Origin of the sequence: Burkholderia sp. 9779_493 (assembly GCF_015712215.1) — a bacterium.
Classification (GTDB): domain Bacteria; phylum Pseudomonadota; class Gammaproteobacteria; order Burkholderiales; family Burkholderiaceae; genus Burkholderia; species Burkholderia cenocepacia.
The window spans coordinates 62,586-76,935 of record NZ_JACCQA010000012.1 but is presented as its reverse complement, the minus strand read 5'-3'; the positions used below and the strand labels follow the sequence as shown (position 1 = coordinate 76,935).

Genomic DNA, 14,350 nt, shown 5'->3' with positions numbered 1-14,350 from the left:
CTTACGCGCCGCGGGCCGGCCGCTTGTCATGGAAGCGCACCGTCTGCTCCGCGCGCGCCGGTGTTGCCGCGCCGACGAAGCGCACGGCCTCGTCCGCATACGACGCGTCGAGCGCGCGGTAGTCGTCGGCGCTCGGCCGCTCGGCGGCCACGTCGTCGTCGGCCGCCTCCGGCGCGTCGACGGGTGCGAGGCCGGCCATCGGCAGCAACGCCCCGACGACGAAGCTGTAGTGGCTGCCGCGCTGCGAAAGCTGCTTGGCCAGCGCACGCAGGATCTCGCCGGTTTCGGCGAGCAGCTTGCAGGCATCGGGCGCCGGCAGCCGCGACAGGTATTCGAGAAACACGGGCAGGTAGTCGGGCAGTTCGCCCGGGTTCAGGAACAGCCCGTGCCGCTCGTACATCTGCAGCAGGTCGACCATCGCCTGCCCGCGGTCGCGCGATTCGCCGTGCACGTGCTCGAACAGGTACAGCGACGTCGCGCGGCCGCGATCGAACAGCCCGACGTAGTTCTCCTGCAGCGTCAGCAGATCGCGCTCGCGCACGTACGCAAAAAACCGGTCGAGGCCCGCGCGCACCGCTTTCGGCAAACGCGAGCGCTCGCGCAGGTGCGTGTCGATCGAATCGAGCGCGGCGACCAGCGATTCGTCGGGATAGTCGAGCAGCGCGGCGAGCGCCGCATAGGTCGGATCGGATGCGGTGCTCGTCATCGGGAAGCCTCGTGAATCGGAATCGTCTTGTTGCCCTTCCTCGGGCCGAACAGGCTCGCGCCGGAACGGCCGTCCGAGCAGCCGTTGCCGAACGAGAAGCCGCACGACGCGCGCAGGTCGTACGCGTTCTCCGCGTATTCGCGGTGCGTGGTCGGGATCACGAAGCGATCCTCGTGGTTCGCGATCGCGAGATAGCGGTACATCTCCTCGACCTGCGCGAGCGACAGCCCAACCTGGTCGAGCACGCCGCGTGCGTCGACGCCGTCCACGTGGCGCGCGCGCATGAACGCGCGCATCGCGAGCAGCCGTTCGAGCGCGAGCTTCACGGGCGCCTCGTCGCCGGCCGTCAGCAGGTTCGCGAGATAACGCAGCGGAATGCGCAGCGATTCGACGTCCGGCAGGTAACCGTTCATGCCGAGATCGCCGCTGTTGGCCGCCGCGTTGATCGGCGACAGCGGCGGCACGTACCACACCATCGGCAGCGTCCGGTATTCCGGATGCAGCGGGAACGCGATCTTCCAGTCGATCGCCATCTTGTAGGTCGGCGAACGCCGCGCGGCCTCGATCCACGCGGCCGGCACGCCGTCGCGCTCGGCCTGCGCGATCACGGCCGGATCGTCCGGGTCGAGGAACAGCGACAGTTGCGCCTCGTACAGGTCCTTCTCGTTCTCCGCGCCGGCCGCGTCGCCGATCCGGTCCGCGTCGTACAGCAGCACGCCGAGATAGCGGATGCGGCCCACGCAGGTTTCCGAGCACACGGTCGGCTGGCCGGCCTCGATACGCGGATAGCAGAAGATGCACTTCTCGGCCTTGCCGCTCTGCCAGTTGTAGTAGATCTTCTTGTACGGGCAGCCCGACACGCACATGCGCCAGCCGCGGCACTTGTCCTGGTCGATCAGCACGATGCCGTCTTCCTCGCGCTTGTAGATCGAGCCCGACGGGCACGACGCGACGCACGCCGGGTTCAGGCAGTGCTCGCACAGGCGCGGCAGGTACATCATGAAGGTGTGCTCGAACTGCCCGTAGATGTCCTTCTGCACGTTCTCGAAGTTGGTGTCCTTCGCGCGCTTTTCGAACTCGCCGCCGAGGATTTCCTCCCAGTTCGGGCCCCACTCGATCTTCTCGAGCCGCTGGCCGCTGATCACGGAACGCGGCCGGGCAACCGGCATCGCACGCGTGTTGCCGGCTTCCTGCAGATGCGCGTAGTCGAACGTGAACGGCTCGTAGTAGTCGTCGATCTCGGGCAGATGCGGGTTCGCGAAGATCTGCGCGAGCAGCCGCCACTTGCTGCCCAGACGCGGCTCGATCTTGCCGTCGGCACGCCGCTGCCAGCCGCCGCGCCAGCGGTCCTGGTTCTCCCAGTCCTTCGGATAGCCGATGCCCGGCTTCGTTTCGACGTTGTTGAACCACGCGTATTCCATCCCTTCGCGGCTCGTCCATACGTTCTTGCAGGTCACCGAGCAGGTATGGCACCCGATGCACTTGTCGAGGTTCAGCACCATCGCGATCTGTGCGCGTATTTTCATGACGTTTCTCCGGCCCGTACTGCGTGCGTGGTGGGGTCGACCGCGGTCTCTTCGCCATCGAGCCAGTCGATCTTGCTCATCTTGCGCACGATCAGGAACTCGTCGCGATTCGAGCCGACCGTGCCGTAGTAGTTGAAGCCGTACGCGAGTTGCGCGTAGCCGCCGATCATGTGCGTCGGCTTCAACGCGATGCGCGTGACCGAGTTGTGGATGCCGCCGCGCGTGCCGGTGATCTCCGAGCCCGGCGCGTTCACGATCTTCTCCTGCGCGTGATACATCATCACCATCCCGGACGGAATCCGCTGGCTGACGACGGCCCGCGCGCACAACGCGCCGTTCGAGTTGTAGCACTCGATCCAGTCGTTATCGACCACGCCGATCGCTTTCGCGTCGTCCTCCGATATCCACACGATCGGGCCGCCGCGCGACAGCGTCAGCATCAGCAGGTTATCGGTGTACGTGCTGTGAATGCCCCACTTCTGGTGCGGCGTCAGGAAATTCAGTACACGCTCGGGGTTGCCGTTCGAGCGCTTGCCGACCATGTGTTCGTAGCTGCCCGTATCGATCGGCGGCTTGTACGCACACAGCGATTCGCCGAACGCGCGCATCCACGCGTGATCCTGATAGAGCTGCTGGCGGCCGGTCATCGTGCGCCACGGCACGAGTTCGTGCACGTTCACGTAGCCGGCGTTGTACGACACATGCTCCGATTCGATCCCGCTCCACGTCGGCGACGAGATGATCTTGCGCGGCTGCGCCTGAATGTCGCGAAAGCGGATCTTCTCGTCCGCGCGCGCGGCGGCCAGGTGCGTGTGATCGATGCCGGTGATGCCGGACAGCGCACGCCATGCCTTCACCGCCACTTCGCCGTTGGTCTCGGGCGCGAGCGCGAGGATCACCTCGGCCGCATCGAGCGCCGTGTCGATGCGCGGACGCCCTTGCGCGGCGCCGTCGGCGACCGTGTAGTTGAGCTCGCCGAGCAGCTTCACTTCGTCCTGCGTGTTCCAGCCGATGCCCTTGCCGCCGTTGCCGAGCATGTCCATCAACGGCCCGAGCGACGTGAAGCGTGCATACGTATTCGGATAGTCGCGCTCGACGACGGTCACGTTCGGCATCGTGCGGCCCGGCACCGGTTCACATTCGCCGCGCTTCCAGTCCTGCACGTCGAACGGCTGCGCGAGTTCGCCCGGCGTATCGTGCGCGATCGGCGCGAGCACGACGTCGCGCTCGACGCCCAGATGCCCGTCGCACAGCTCGGAGAAGCGCTTCGCGATCCCCTTGAAGATCTCCCAGTCGCTCTTCGATTCCCATGCGGGGTCAACCGCCGCCGACAGCGGATGGATGAACGGGTGCATGTCGGACGTGTTCATGTCGTCCTTCTCGTACCAGGTCGCGGTCGGGAGCACGACGTCCGAATACATGCAGGTCGTCGACATCCGGAAGTCGAGCGTCACGAGCAGGTCGAGCTTGCCGCGCGGCGCTTCGTCGTGCCAAGTCACTTCCTCGGGGCGCCGGCCGCCGGTCGCACCGAGATCCTCGCCCTGCACGCCGTGGGTCGTGCCGAGCAGGTGCTTCAGGAAATACTCGTGACCCTTGCCCGACGAGCCGAGCAGGTTCGAGCGCCACACGAACAGGTTGCGCGGGAAATTGCCGGGCGCGTCGGGATCCTCGCTCGCCAGCTTCAGCGTGCCGGCCTTCAATTGCTGCGCGACGTCCGCGCCGGCGTGTGCGGGATCGGCAAGCGCCGCGCCGACCTTCAGCGGGTTCGTCGCGAGCTGCGGCGCGGACGGCAGCCAGCCCATCCGCTCCGCGCGCACGTTGTAGTCGATCGGCGCGCCGTGGAATTGCGACTTGTCCGCGAGCGGCGACAGCAGCGTGGCCGGGTCCATCGGGTCGTAGCGCCACTGGTCGGTATGCGCGTAGAAGAACGACGTCGCATTCATCTGGCGTGGCGGGCGGCTCCAGTCGAGCGCGCCCGACAACGCGGTCCAGCCCGTCTGCGGCCGCAGCTTTTCCTGGCCCACGTAGTGCGACCAGCCACCGCCCGGCTTGCCGATGCAGCCGCACATGATCAGCATGTTCATGATCGCGCGGTACGACATGTCCATGTGGAACCAGTGGTTGATCCCCGCGCCGATGATCACCATCGACTTGCCCTGCGTCTTGTGCGCGTTCTCCGCGAACTGCCGCGCGACCGAAATCACGTCCGCGCGCTTCACGCCGGTGATCGCTTCCTGCCAGGCCGGCGTGTACGGCAGGTCGTCGTCGTAGCTCGCGGCCACGTCGCGGCCGCCGAGCCCCTGGTCCAGCCCGTAGTTCGCGACGAACAGGTCGTAGACGGTCGCGACCAGCATCTCGCCGTTGCGTGTCGCGATGCGCCGCACGCCGATCCGGCGCGATAGCTCGGACGCGTGCTGCGTCCCGTTGAAGTGCGCGTGCGGCTGGTTGCCGAAATACGGGAACAGCACGTCGACCACGTCGTCGTGCGCGGCCGTGCACGACAGCCGCGGCGACAGCGCCGCGCCCTTCGACGTCTCGCCGCGCAGGTTCCACTTGCCCTTGTCGGCGTCGTCCTGCTGGCCCCAGCGGAAGCCGACCGAGCCAACCGGCACGACGAATTCGCCGTTCGCGTCGTCGATCATCACGGTCTTCCACTCCGGATGCGTGGCTTCGTCGAGGGCGTCGTCGAAGTCGGATGCGCGCACGAGGCGCTCCGGCACGTAGCCGCCGCCGTGCGGCACGAGGCGCACGAGGCACGGCATGTCGGTGTAGCGCTTGCAGTAGTCGGCGAAGTAGTCGCTCTTTCCTGCCAGATGAAATTCTTTCAGGATCACATGCCCCATCGCGAGCGCCAGCGCCGCATCGGTGCCCTGCTTCGGGTGCAGCCACAGGTCGCCGAACTTCGCGCCTTCCGAGTAATCGGGGAACACCGACACGATCTTGGTGCCGCGATAGCGCGCCTCGACGAGGAAATGCGCGTCGGGCGTGCGCGTCTGCGGGACATTGGAGCCCCACATCATGATGAACGTCGAGTTGTACCAGTCGGCCGATTCCGGCACGTCGGTCTGCTCGCCCCAGGTCTGCGGCGACGCGGGCGGCAGGTCGCAGTACCAGTCGTAGAAGCTCAGGCACACGCCGCCGATCAGCGACAGGTAGCGCGAGCCGGCCGCGTACGACACCATCGACATCGCCGGGATCGGCGAGAAGCCGACCACGCGATCGGGGCCGTGCCGCTCGACCGTGTGCACGTTTGCGGCCGCAACGATCTCGTTGACCTCGCTCCAGCTGGAACGCACGAAGCCGCCGAGCCCGCGCCGGCGCTGGTACGAGCGGCGTGCATCGTCGTCCTCGACGATCGATCGCCATGCTTCGACGGGGCCGAGCGTGCGGCGGCGTTCGCGCCACAGCTTCACGAGCGCGCTGCGCACCATCGGATGCTTGAGACGGTTCGCGCTGTACAGATACCACGAGTACGACGCGCCGCGCGAGCAGCCGCGCGGCTCATGGTTCGGCATGTCGGGACGCGTGCGCGGGTAGTCGGTCTGCTGGGTTTCCCAGGTGACGATCCCGCCTTTCACATAGACCTTCCACGAGCACGAACCCGTGCAGTTCACGCCGTGGGTCGAGCGGACGATCTTGTCGTGTTGCCAGCGCATCCGGTAACCGTCTTCCCATTTGCGGTCTTCGTCGGTGACGGCGCCATGGCCGTCGGAAAAGCGTGGCCTCGTGGTGGAGAAATAACGCAATCTATCCAGGAAATGGCTCATGGGGATCTCGTTTTTCCGGTCTTTCGGCAGACCCTGATTGTTTAAGGACGTGAAATACCGGTTGCAAAGGACGACCGAATGTCGATCGTTTCGCCCTGCTCACCGTGTCGAACCCATTGTCAGACGGATGGACATATCACGACTTGATACAAATCACGAAATCATTCACCCACCCGCAACAACGAAACCCACCGGGGATCGGATCGAGCCGCAGCAGCCTGCTATGCTGCGCACTGCATTCCCGCACCACCCGCCCGGCGCTTCAATGCACCGACGCACGCGGGATTCGCATTGATTTGCACGGGACGATTCGACCCAATCGATTGGAATTCGCCCGCCGTCGCCCGTCGTTTTTCTGGGACGGTGCGGGTCGTTCCGTGCATTTCCGGCCGTCGCACGATAAAACCACGACCTACAAGAAAGAACTGCAATTCCATGACACCCCGACTTCTCGCCGCGCTCATCGTCGCGACCTTGAATTGCGCCGCGCTGCCGGCCGCCCACGCCCGCACCTATGTCCCGCCGACGGCGTCGCTCGGCAAAGGGGCTTACGTTCACCAGTTCGTGCTGCGCGATCCAGCCACGCATCAGCCGCTGCCGAATGCGCGCTATCGGCTGTTCCTGCCGGGCCAGGTGATCGCGGGGCTGCCCGCCAAGCCGGATCAGCACGACAGCGTGATTTTCGGCACGACGGATGTGGCCGGGCGCACGGCCAAGGTCCGCCTGCCGACACGCCATCCTCAGAAGCAGTGGGTGTTCAACGCGGTCGTCGGCGACGGCGAGCTGGGCGAATCGTTCCGGCTGGTCGACCCGGGCGGCAAGGCGATGCTCGGCCACGTCCCGTACATACTGGACGTCGACAGTGAATATCTGGCGTGCGGGTATTCGGATGCGAACGGCTACACCTACTACGCGCAGTCGCGCACGCCGAGGAACGTCGATCTTTACGTCGGCACGCTGGCCGGCTCGGCCGATATCGACTGGTGCGCGGGCCCGGGCCTGGCCATCGCGAACAGCGCGAACACCCCCGGCGCACCGGACCTGTATACGCAGTACCTCGGCACCCTGGTCGCCAACGGCGAGCGGATCAGCAATGGCTTGCGGCGGCAGATCGTCGCGAAGCTGCTGTCGCTCGCGATCGCCGAACGCGACGCGAGCCGCGTGACCGCCGTGCTCGACCTGGACAGGATTCCCGACGACCGCCTGAACGACATCGGCTATCGGCTCGCCGATGCGGGCGTCGCGGTCGAGCGCGGGCTCGCGATGATCGACGCGCATCTCGCGCAAGCGCCGAACGATGCGTATGCGCTCGACAGCAAGGGCTGGGCGCTGTATCGCCTCGGCCGCCACGACGACGCGCTCGTGTGGTTCGACCGCTCGATCGCGATCTTCGCGAAGGACGACGACAGCGACGCACGCGAAGCCCGTGCGACCGGGTTGGCGCACAAGGGCGAAGTGCTGTGGAAGCTGGGACGCCAGGATGAAGCGCGCGATGCGTTCGCGCAGGCAGGGAAGCTTCAGCCGAACAACACCGCGCTGGCGGAAACGTTGAAGCGGCTGATGATTCAGATCGTGCAGGACGGCGTGCAGGCGCCGGCGACGACGAGCGACTAGGCGACATCGCCGGCGAGGCAACGGCTACCGCGGGCCGTCGTCAAACCATGGCCGGACGTGCGCCGCCCCTTCGCCCGTGGCGGTCACTCCTCGCCTTTCGGCCCCGGGTTCAGCATCACGACGAAGCCCGCCACGCCGACGATCAACGCGATGGCGCCGCCGCGCAGCGCCGACGTGGCATCGAACAGCAGGCCCGTCACGACGGCCATCATCCCGGCGAGCGACACGAACACGGCGATCGCCGCGACGACGATGCGGTACTGGCGACGTATCATCGCGCGCGCCGCGTCATGCCGCGGCCGCGGCGGCCGGCTCGCCGGCGTCGTCGCCGCGAATCAGCAGCACCGGGCACTTCGAGCCGCGCACGAAACGCTCGGCGACGCTGCCGAGCAGCACGCGCCGGATGCCGCGCCGCCCGTGCGTGCCGACCACTGCGAGGTCGATCCCGTGCTCCTTCACGTAGCGTTGCAGGCGTTCCGCGATGTCCTCGCCGATGCTCTCGGTCTCGACGAGTTCGCCTTCGCCCTTCGCGCCGGCCAACGCGATGATCTGTTCGGCTTCGCGCAGCACCTTGCGCCCGTCGTCGCGGATTTCCTCGACGAGCGCGTGCGGATCGACACGGCCCGCGTACGTGAACAGCACCGACTTGTCGACCACATACACGACGCTGACGTGCGCATCGCCCGCCAGCGCCACCTTCACGGCTTCGGCAAGCGCCTGTTTCGACGAAGCGCTGCCGTCGACGGCCACCATGATTTTCTCGTACATGCGAACCTCGCTGGGGTGAGCTGCCGCGCACCCTGTCGCGCGCGGCCATGTCACCATCATCGGCCGACGGCAGGTTCGGATGTTGACGGCGGTCAAGCCGCGGCGGCGATCACGCATGCGACAAAACGGCACGACGGGAAGCGGGAAGCCTGCGTTCTCGGCCAACCGAAACCGGACCGGCAACGCATGAGCCGACGGGCTTTCGAGCGGCCATCGCGCCGAAGGCGCTATCATCGACGATGCGACTTTCGTCCGGCCCTTTTTTGCCGGCCCCACTTTCGACTCGCTCAACCGACATGACAACGACTACCGAACGCGTGGACGGCGCCGCCCAGCATCTCGTCGCCGCCCGCCATGCCGGCTCGCCCGGCCCGCTGTTGCCCGATGCACTGCGCCCCGACGACATCGACACCGCGCTCGCGATCCAGCAGCGCGTCGCCGACCTGCTCGGCGAACCCGTCGGCGGCTGGAAATGCGCACTGCCGCCGCCCGATCGCGTGATCCTCGCGCCGATCTTCGCGTCGACGATCCGCGAAGCCGATGCGCCGTACCGCGTCGTCGGCGGGCCGATCGTGCGGATCGAACCGGAAATCGCGTTCGTGCTCGATCGCGATCTGCCCGAGCGCGAGCAGCCGTACGACGAAAGCGACGTGCGCGCCGCGATCCGCGAAGTGCGCATCGTGCTCGAAGTGCTCGGCTGCCGCTATGCGGAGCCGGCGCGCGCGTCGAAGTTCGAGCTGCTGGCCGACGGGCAATTCAACCAGGGGCTGTGCGTCGGCCCGGTCGTGCCCGACGGGCTGAACGTGCCGCTCGCGACGCTGGCGCTGTCGTTCGACGGTGCGCTGAACCGCACGATCGACGGCCGCCATCCGGACGGCGATCCGCTCAAGCCGCTGGTGTGGCTCGTCAATTTCCTCGCGTCGCGCGGCGACGCGGTGCGCGCCGGCCAGATCGTGACGACGGGTTCGTACGCGGGTGCGATCGAGGTGCCGCTCGGCGACGCGCTGACGGTCCGCTTCGGCGAGCTCGGCAGCCTGTCGGTGACGTTGACGGCGTGACGGGTCACGTCTCTTTCACGCCCAACCCGCCATGTCGCTGACACCGCTTCCCGCCCTGCTCGACGCCACCCTGCGCACCGTCGCGCGCCGTTACCGGCTGCCGCCGCTCGAACGCGCGTCGTCGCTGACCGACGCGACGAACCCGGCCACCGCGCTGGCGATCGTGATCGAGGAAGCGCGCAGGGTGCGGGCGGATGGCCACGCGCCCGGCGCGGACTTGCGGCAGCGCTTCATCGATGCGCTCGCGCGGATGATCCGCGACGCGATGGACCCGTCATCCGGCGATCCGTCGTTTCAGGCGTCGGTGCTGCGTCACGATGCGCCGAACGTACGCGAATACGCGTCGTTGTCCGCGCACGCCGAGCAGGACCGGCGCGCGCTCCACTCCGCCGTCAATGCGATCGCGCATCCGGCCAAGCTCGAACGCAGCGCGCAGGCCTGGCAACGCGACGGCCTCGCGCGCCTGCATGCGGCCGCGACCGCGGCATCGTGGGCCGAACTGCATGCCGCGCTCGCGCAACTGCTCGCGCTGCCCGAGATGGCGACCGACGCGGCGTTCGAGCAGGACATCGTGAAGCTCAAGGACGGCCCCGCGCTCGAACGCATGCTGCGGCTCGACGCGCTGGCCGCGGACGAGGACGTCCGTCGATATCGCGCGCTGTGGGTCCGCCAGGGTCCGCTCGTCGGCAGCACGGTCGCCGTCGCGCAGGGCGCCGCGTCCCAGCAGCGCGGCGCCGCCGTCGAAGCACTGGCGGCGCAGGCGCTCGACGCACTGGCGCGCCGGCTCGACGCGGTGGACGCGCAGCGCACCTACCGCGTGGTCACGTCGATGCGCGTGCCTTCGTCGATCCCGGGCCGGCACGACCGCGCGAAAACCGAATGGGACGCGATTCTGCTCGAACGCGCGCGCGGCAGCGACCCGGCGTCCCCGTGGAACGTGCGCTTCCTCGTCGAAGCGAAGGCCTCCGCGGATGCCGCGACGACCGACCTGCCGCGGCTGCTGCGCGGCCTGACCCTGCTCGCGCAGGCAGCGCCCGACACGGTCTATGCATTCGAGACGCATCAGGGCACGGTGCACGTGCACGGCGCATCGCTGCACGCGTTGACGACCGACGAAACGACGCTGCCACGCGAAGTGCTGTATTGCTGCGACGCGTCCGCGGACGCGACGCCGCGTCTGCTGGGCGCCGCGAGCCGGATGCAGTTGCTGTCCGCGCAGGCGAGCCTCGAATACGCGAGTGCGCTCGCGCAGCAGCCGGATGCCGATCCGGATGGCCTCGGCGTCATCTGGCATGCGCTGCTGACCCTGCCGCAATGGCAGGCCGTGCTGCATCAGTACCCGTCGTTGCGGCAGGTCCGCGAATTGATGGTGGCGATCGACGACTTGCGCGCCGCGATCGAAGACATCGACGAAGGCGGCATCGCCAGCAGCGTGTGCGCGTGATGCGCGAGCAGGGCCGCCGCTCGACGGGCGTGTGCGCGCCGTGAGGTACGATACGCGCCGGGGCAAAGCGCCCCCCTGAGAGACCCGGCCGTCGCGGCCCCCTACCCAGCACAACAAAAATGCGAAGAAACCCGACGCTGCACCGCAACCTGTTCGCCGCGCTGGCGGCCAGCCTGCTCTGGATGCCGGCCGCCCACGCCAGCGGCGACGACGGCTGCTACGTACCGAACACGCTCCGGCAGACTTCCTACTCGTGCGGCAACATACCGATGCTGACGCCCGCCAACGACACGCGCATCAACGCGATGCTGATGATGGTCGACAGCGCCAAGGTCGCGCAGGTGTTTCCGGACCCGAGGACCATCCCCGCGAAAGAGCGGATCAACCAGATCGTCGTGCCGTTCCCGATGGATTTCTCCGGCTGGATCTACATCGGTCAGAAGGAGCCCGACAAGGCCGGCGGCGCAGCGGATGCCGATGCGTCGTCGAGCCGGTACGCCGACGGCGAAGGCAGCATCTGCCGCAGCATGAGCGCGGGCGCGGCAGCGTTCGACGACGCGTTGGGCGGCGCAGGCGGCCTGCCCGCGGACGAAGCCGCCCGCCTGCGCGCGGCACGCGCCGACATCGCGCAGAAGACCTGCACCGCGGGCGGCGCGGGCGCCGCGTGGACGAAGCCGCCGGTCAAGTCGCCGCTCGGCCAGCAGTTCGCCGCGTACCTCGACGGCACGAACGCGTTCTACCGCGCCGACTTCCTCACCGCGACGCGGGCCTTCGCGAACGCATCGCACAGCGCGGACCCGTGGCTGAAGGAAACCGGCCTCTACATGGCCGGCCGCGCGCAGCTGAACGCCGCGCAGGCCAACGTATTCGACAACGACGGCCCGACGCCGTCGCGCGCACGCGTGACGAAGGTCTCGCTCGACGCGGCGAACACGGTATTCCGGACCTACCTGAAGGTGTATCCGAAGGGGCGCTATGCGGTTTCCGCGACCGGGCTGCTGCGGCGTGTCGCGTGGCTCGGCGGGAACGTCACGCAGCAGGCCGACCTGTACGGCCACGCGCTCGCGCGCTGGTCGCCGGCCACGTCGAACGTGCCGCTGATGCAGTTGGCGAACGAACTCGACAGCAAGCTGCTGTTCGGGTCGGAATTCGACGCGAGCCAGATCCAGTCGCCGACCGTGCTCGCCACCGTCGACCTGCTGCGCATGCGCGCGTCCGACAGCAGCGACGCGAGCCGCAAGCCGATGACGCTGGACGAGCTGCAGGCGCAGAAGCCGCGCTTCGCGAACGCGCCCGCGCTCTACGGCTACCTGCTCGCGACCTGGTACGTCCAGATCGGGCACAAGCCGGATGCCGCCCTCGAGTTGCTGCCGCAAGCGCCCGCCGCGCCGCTCGACTACTTCGGCCTGAGCCAGCAGGCGCTGCGCGGGTTCGCGCTGGAAGACAGCGGCCAGAACGACAAGGCCCGCCAGCTGTGGCGCGACCTGATCCCGCTCGCGAAATTCCGCTTCCAGCGCGAAATGCTGGAACTCGCGCTCGCGATCAACCTGGAGCAGGCCGGGCTCGTCAACGACGCGTTTGCCGACGATTCGCTCGTGCAGAACGCGGCGATCCGCGCGGTGCTGCTGCAGCGCGCGGCCAATGCCGACCTGCTGCGCGCGCAGGCGCAAAACCAGGCGACCGGCGGCGCGCTGCGCGACACCGCGCTGTACACGCTGCTGTACAAGGAGCTCACGCGTTCGCACTACGCGGACTTCCTCGCCGATACCGCGCTGGTGTCCGGCACGCCCGCCGATCCGTTGAAGCCGTTCATCGCAGCCGGCGCGAAAAACGAAGACGGCTACACGTGCCTGTCGGCGCGCGACATCGCCGCGACGCTGCAGCAGAATCCCGCCGACCCGAAAGGGCTGAACTGCCTCGCGGATTTCGTGCGCCTGCATCCGCCCGCGGCCGGCATCGAAAGCGATCCGGTGCCGCCGTGGATCCGCAATGCGTCGAGCACGGCCGCCACGCGCGTGCCGCCGACGCTCGGTGCGGCGCCGTCGCAGTTCGCGGGCAAGCCGTACGAGCGGATGTCGAGCTACGTGGCGGTGATGGCCGATACGCAGGCGAACCCGAACGATCGCGCGTACGCGTTCTACCGCGCGATCAAGTGCTATGCGCCGGCCGGCGCGAACGAATGCGGCGGCAAGGAAGTGTCGAAGAGCACGCGCAAGCGCTGGTTCGACACGCTGAAGACCGCCTATCCGGGCAGCCCGTGGGCGCAGAAGCTCCGCTACTACTGGTAAGCGGCGCATGAAGCGCATCGCGGGCATCGCGCTGCTGCTGGCCGCGCGCGTCGCGCTGGCCGGCACCGTCGACGCCGCGCGGTACGACGCGTTCTGGCTGTGGGCGGGCGTGAAGCCGCAGGCGGTCGTGCACGGCGCGCGCGCCGTCTATGTGCTGCAAGGGCAGATCGAAGCGTCGCCGCGGGACGAGTCGCAGGTGCGCGTGATCGCGCAGGGCGTCGCGCTGCCGCCCGCGCCCGACGCGCGCGTGTGGCTCGTCTATCGTGCGCATACGCTGCGCTGGACGCCGCGCGTCACGCAGATCATGCTCGCGCAGCTCGCGCGCTGGCGTGCGTCGGGCCGCACGATCGCCGGCATCCAGATCGACTTCGATGCGGGCACGCGCCACCTCGAGGATTACCTCGCGTTCCTGCGCACGCTGCGCGACACCCTGCCCGCCGATTGCCGGCTGAGCATCACGGGGCTGCTCGACTGGAGCAGCCGCATCGATACCGACCAGGTCAACCAGCTCAAGGGCATCGTCGACGAGGTGGTCGTGCAGACGTACCAGGGCAGCCGCACGATTCCCGACTACGCGGCCTACCTGCCGCGCGTCGCGCGGCTGCAGCTGCCGTTTCGCATCGGCGTGATCCAGGGCGGCGAATGGGACGCGCCGCCGTACCTCGCAACGAATCCGTGGTTCCGCGGTTACGTCGTGTTCCTGCGCAACGGCTAGCGGCCGCACACGCGACGGCGTCGATCCCGCCCGCGTAGCGGATTCAGTCGGCGCGCGGCGAACGCGCGTCCACGTACACCCATGCGGCGACACCCGATTCGAGCACGACGCGCTCGCGCCGATACGCATCGACTTCGTAATCGTCCGCGTGCTGCAGTTCGTCGCGGGTGATCGCGAACACGGTGCCCGTGACGCGGTCGCCCGTCTGCCCCGTATAGGTCACCACCGGATGATGGGTCTTCCCGCTCGTCGCGACCACGTCCGGATCGTCGATCCGCAGCATCGTCATCGCATAGCCGGGCATCGCGTCCGCGTGACCGTCGAGCTTGCGGCCGAACGTGGCGAGCTGCACCTGATCGAGCTGCAGCGTGCCATATGAGAAAAGGTGCTCGGAGAAAGCCGGGGCGGAACGGGACATGATCGAACTCGATGAAAGAATCGGTGCCGACGAAGCGTAACGCAGA

Annotated in this window: 11 protein-coding genes; 5 read left to right on the top strand and 6 right to left on the bottom strand. The window is 67.9% G+C overall.

Translation table 11 applies throughout. The features are described 5' to 3' along the window. Window position 1: 1 nt before the first annotated feature. Genes narJ through H0X95_RS14430 form a run of 3 tightly spaced genes read right to left on the bottom strand, consistent with a single transcriptional unit; the run spans window position 2 to window position 5,999 of the window. A complete protein-coding gene (gene narJ, locus H0X95_RS14440; RefSeq protein WP_058903708.1) occupies window positions 2-706 on the bottom strand; it encodes a nitrate reductase molybdenum cofactor assembly chaperone in 705 nt (234 codons plus the stop codon). Beyond that, window positions 703-2,232 (bottom strand): nitrate reductase subunit beta, encoded by a 1,530-nt coding sequence (gene narH, locus H0X95_RS14435; RefSeq protein WP_034203679.1) that lies wholly within the window; start codon window positions 2,230-2,232, stop codon window positions 703-705. The genes narJ and narH overlap by 4 nt, the downstream gene beginning before the upstream one ends. Further along, window positions 2,229-5,999 carry a nitrate reductase subunit alpha gene (locus tag H0X95_RS14430; protein ID WP_059721784.1) on the bottom strand — a complete coding sequence of 1,257 codons (3,771 nt, stop codon included), beginning with the start codon at window positions 5,997-5,999 and terminating at the stop codon, window positions 2,229-2,231. Before H0X95_RS14430 ends, narH begins: the two co-directional genes overlap by 4 nt. A gap of 435 nt (window positions 6,000-6,434) precedes the next feature. Here H0X95_RS14430 and H0X95_RS14425 point away from each other — a divergent pair, with 435 nt between their 5' ends. Continuing rightward, complete coding sequence (locus H0X95_RS14425) at window positions 6,435-7,613, top strand: tetratricopeptide repeat protein (RefSeq protein ID WP_059721782.1); 1,179 nt, start codon at window positions 6,435-6,437, stop codon at window positions 7,611-7,613. An 83-nt stretch (window positions 7,614-7,696) separates the two neighbouring features. On the opposite strand, the gene H0X95_RS14420 is transcribed toward H0X95_RS14425, so the two are convergent. Beyond that, complete coding sequence (locus H0X95_RS14420) at window positions 7,697-7,888, bottom strand: DUF2964 family protein (RefSeq protein WP_006498440.1); 192 nt, start codon at window positions 7,886-7,888, stop codon at window positions 7,697-7,699. Between the two features lie 13 nt (window positions 7,889-7,901). Continuing rightward, entirely contained in the window at window positions 7,902-8,381 is a 480-nt protein-coding gene (locus H0X95_RS14415; RefSeq protein ID WP_048986217.1) for a universal stress protein, read from the bottom strand. Window positions 8,382-8,677: 296 nt separating this feature from the next. On the opposite strand from H0X95_RS14415, the gene H0X95_RS14410 reads away from it, so the two are divergent. The 4 genes from H0X95_RS14410 (at window position 8,678) to H0X95_RS14395 (ending at window position 13,886) form a co-directional block, all read left to right on the top strand. Further along, window positions 8,678-9,439 (top strand): 2-keto-4-pentenoate hydratase, encoded by a 762-nt coding sequence (locus tag H0X95_RS14410; RefSeq protein ID WP_059721780.1) that lies wholly within the window; start codon window positions 8,678-8,680, stop codon window positions 9,437-9,439. 31 nt (window positions 9,440-9,470) lie between these two features. Beyond that, window positions 9,471-10,883 carry a hypothetical protein gene (locus tag H0X95_RS14405; RefSeq protein ID WP_048986216.1) on the top strand — a complete coding sequence of 471 codons (1,413 nt, stop codon included), beginning with the start codon at window positions 9,471-9,473 and terminating at the stop codon, window positions 10,881-10,883. Between the two features lie 119 nt (window positions 10,884-11,002). Further along, the gene (locus H0X95_RS14400; protein WP_080323835.1) at window positions 11,003-13,171 is read left to right on the top strand and encodes a hypothetical protein; all 2,169 of its coding nucleotides are present in this window, start codon (window positions 11,003-11,005) and stop codon (window positions 13,169-13,171) included. A gap of 7 nt (window positions 13,172-13,178) precedes the next feature. Beyond that, window positions 13,179-13,886, top strand: coding sequence for a DUF3142 domain-containing protein (locus H0X95_RS14395; RefSeq protein ID WP_059721776.1), 708 nt, complete (start codon window positions 13,179-13,181; stop codon window positions 13,884-13,886). A 43-nt stretch (window positions 13,887-13,929) separates the two neighbouring features. Here the strand turns inward: H0X95_RS14395 and H0X95_RS14390 are convergent, their stop codons facing one another. Further along, window positions 13,930-14,304, bottom strand: coding sequence for a gamma-glutamylcyclotransferase family protein (locus tag H0X95_RS14390; RefSeq protein WP_059721775.1), 375 nt, complete (start codon window positions 14,302-14,304; stop codon window positions 13,930-13,932). Between the last annotated feature and the right edge of the window lie 46 nt (window positions 14,305-14,350).

Coding starts and splice junctions, on each gene's coding strand:
- H0X95_RS14420 (WP_006498440.1), bottom strand. CDS start 7,888: ATGATACGTCGCCAGTACCGCATCGTCGTCGCGGCGATCGCCGTGTTC.
- H0X95_RS14395 (WP_059721776.1), top strand. CDS start 13,179: ATGAAGCGCATCGCGGGCATCGCGCTGCTGCTGGCCGCGCGCGTCGCG.
- H0X95_RS14400 (WP_080323835.1), top strand. CDS start 11,003: ATGCGAAGAAACCCGACGCTGCACCGCAACCTGTTCGCCGCGCTGGCG.
- narH (WP_034203679.1), bottom strand. CDS start 2,232: ATGAAAATACGCGCACAGATCGCGATGGTGCTGAACCTCGACAAGTGC.
- H0X95_RS14390 (WP_059721775.1), bottom strand. CDS start 14,304: ATGTCCCGTTCCGCCCCGGCTTTCTCCGAGCACCTTTTCTCATATGGC.
- H0X95_RS14405 (WP_048986216.1), top strand. CDS start 9,471: ATGTCGCTGACACCGCTTCCCGCCCTGCTCGACGCCACCCTGCGCACC.
- H0X95_RS14430 (WP_059721784.1), bottom strand. CDS start 5,999: ATGAGCCATTTCCTGGATAGATTGCGTTATTTCTCCACCACGAGGCCA.
- H0X95_RS14410 (WP_059721780.1), top strand. CDS start 8,678: ATGACAACGACTACCGAACGCGTGGACGGCGCCGCCCAGCATCTCGTC.
- H0X95_RS14425 (WP_059721782.1), top strand. CDS start 6,435: ATGACACCCCGACTTCTCGCCGCGCTCATCGTCGCGACCTTGAATTGC.
- H0X95_RS14415 (WP_048986217.1), bottom strand. CDS start 8,381: ATGTACGAGAAAATCATGGTGGCCGTCGACGGCAGCGCTTCGTCGAAA.
- narJ (WP_058903708.1), bottom strand. CDS start 706: ATGACGAGCACCGCATCCGATCCGACCTATGCGGCGCTCGCCGCGCTG.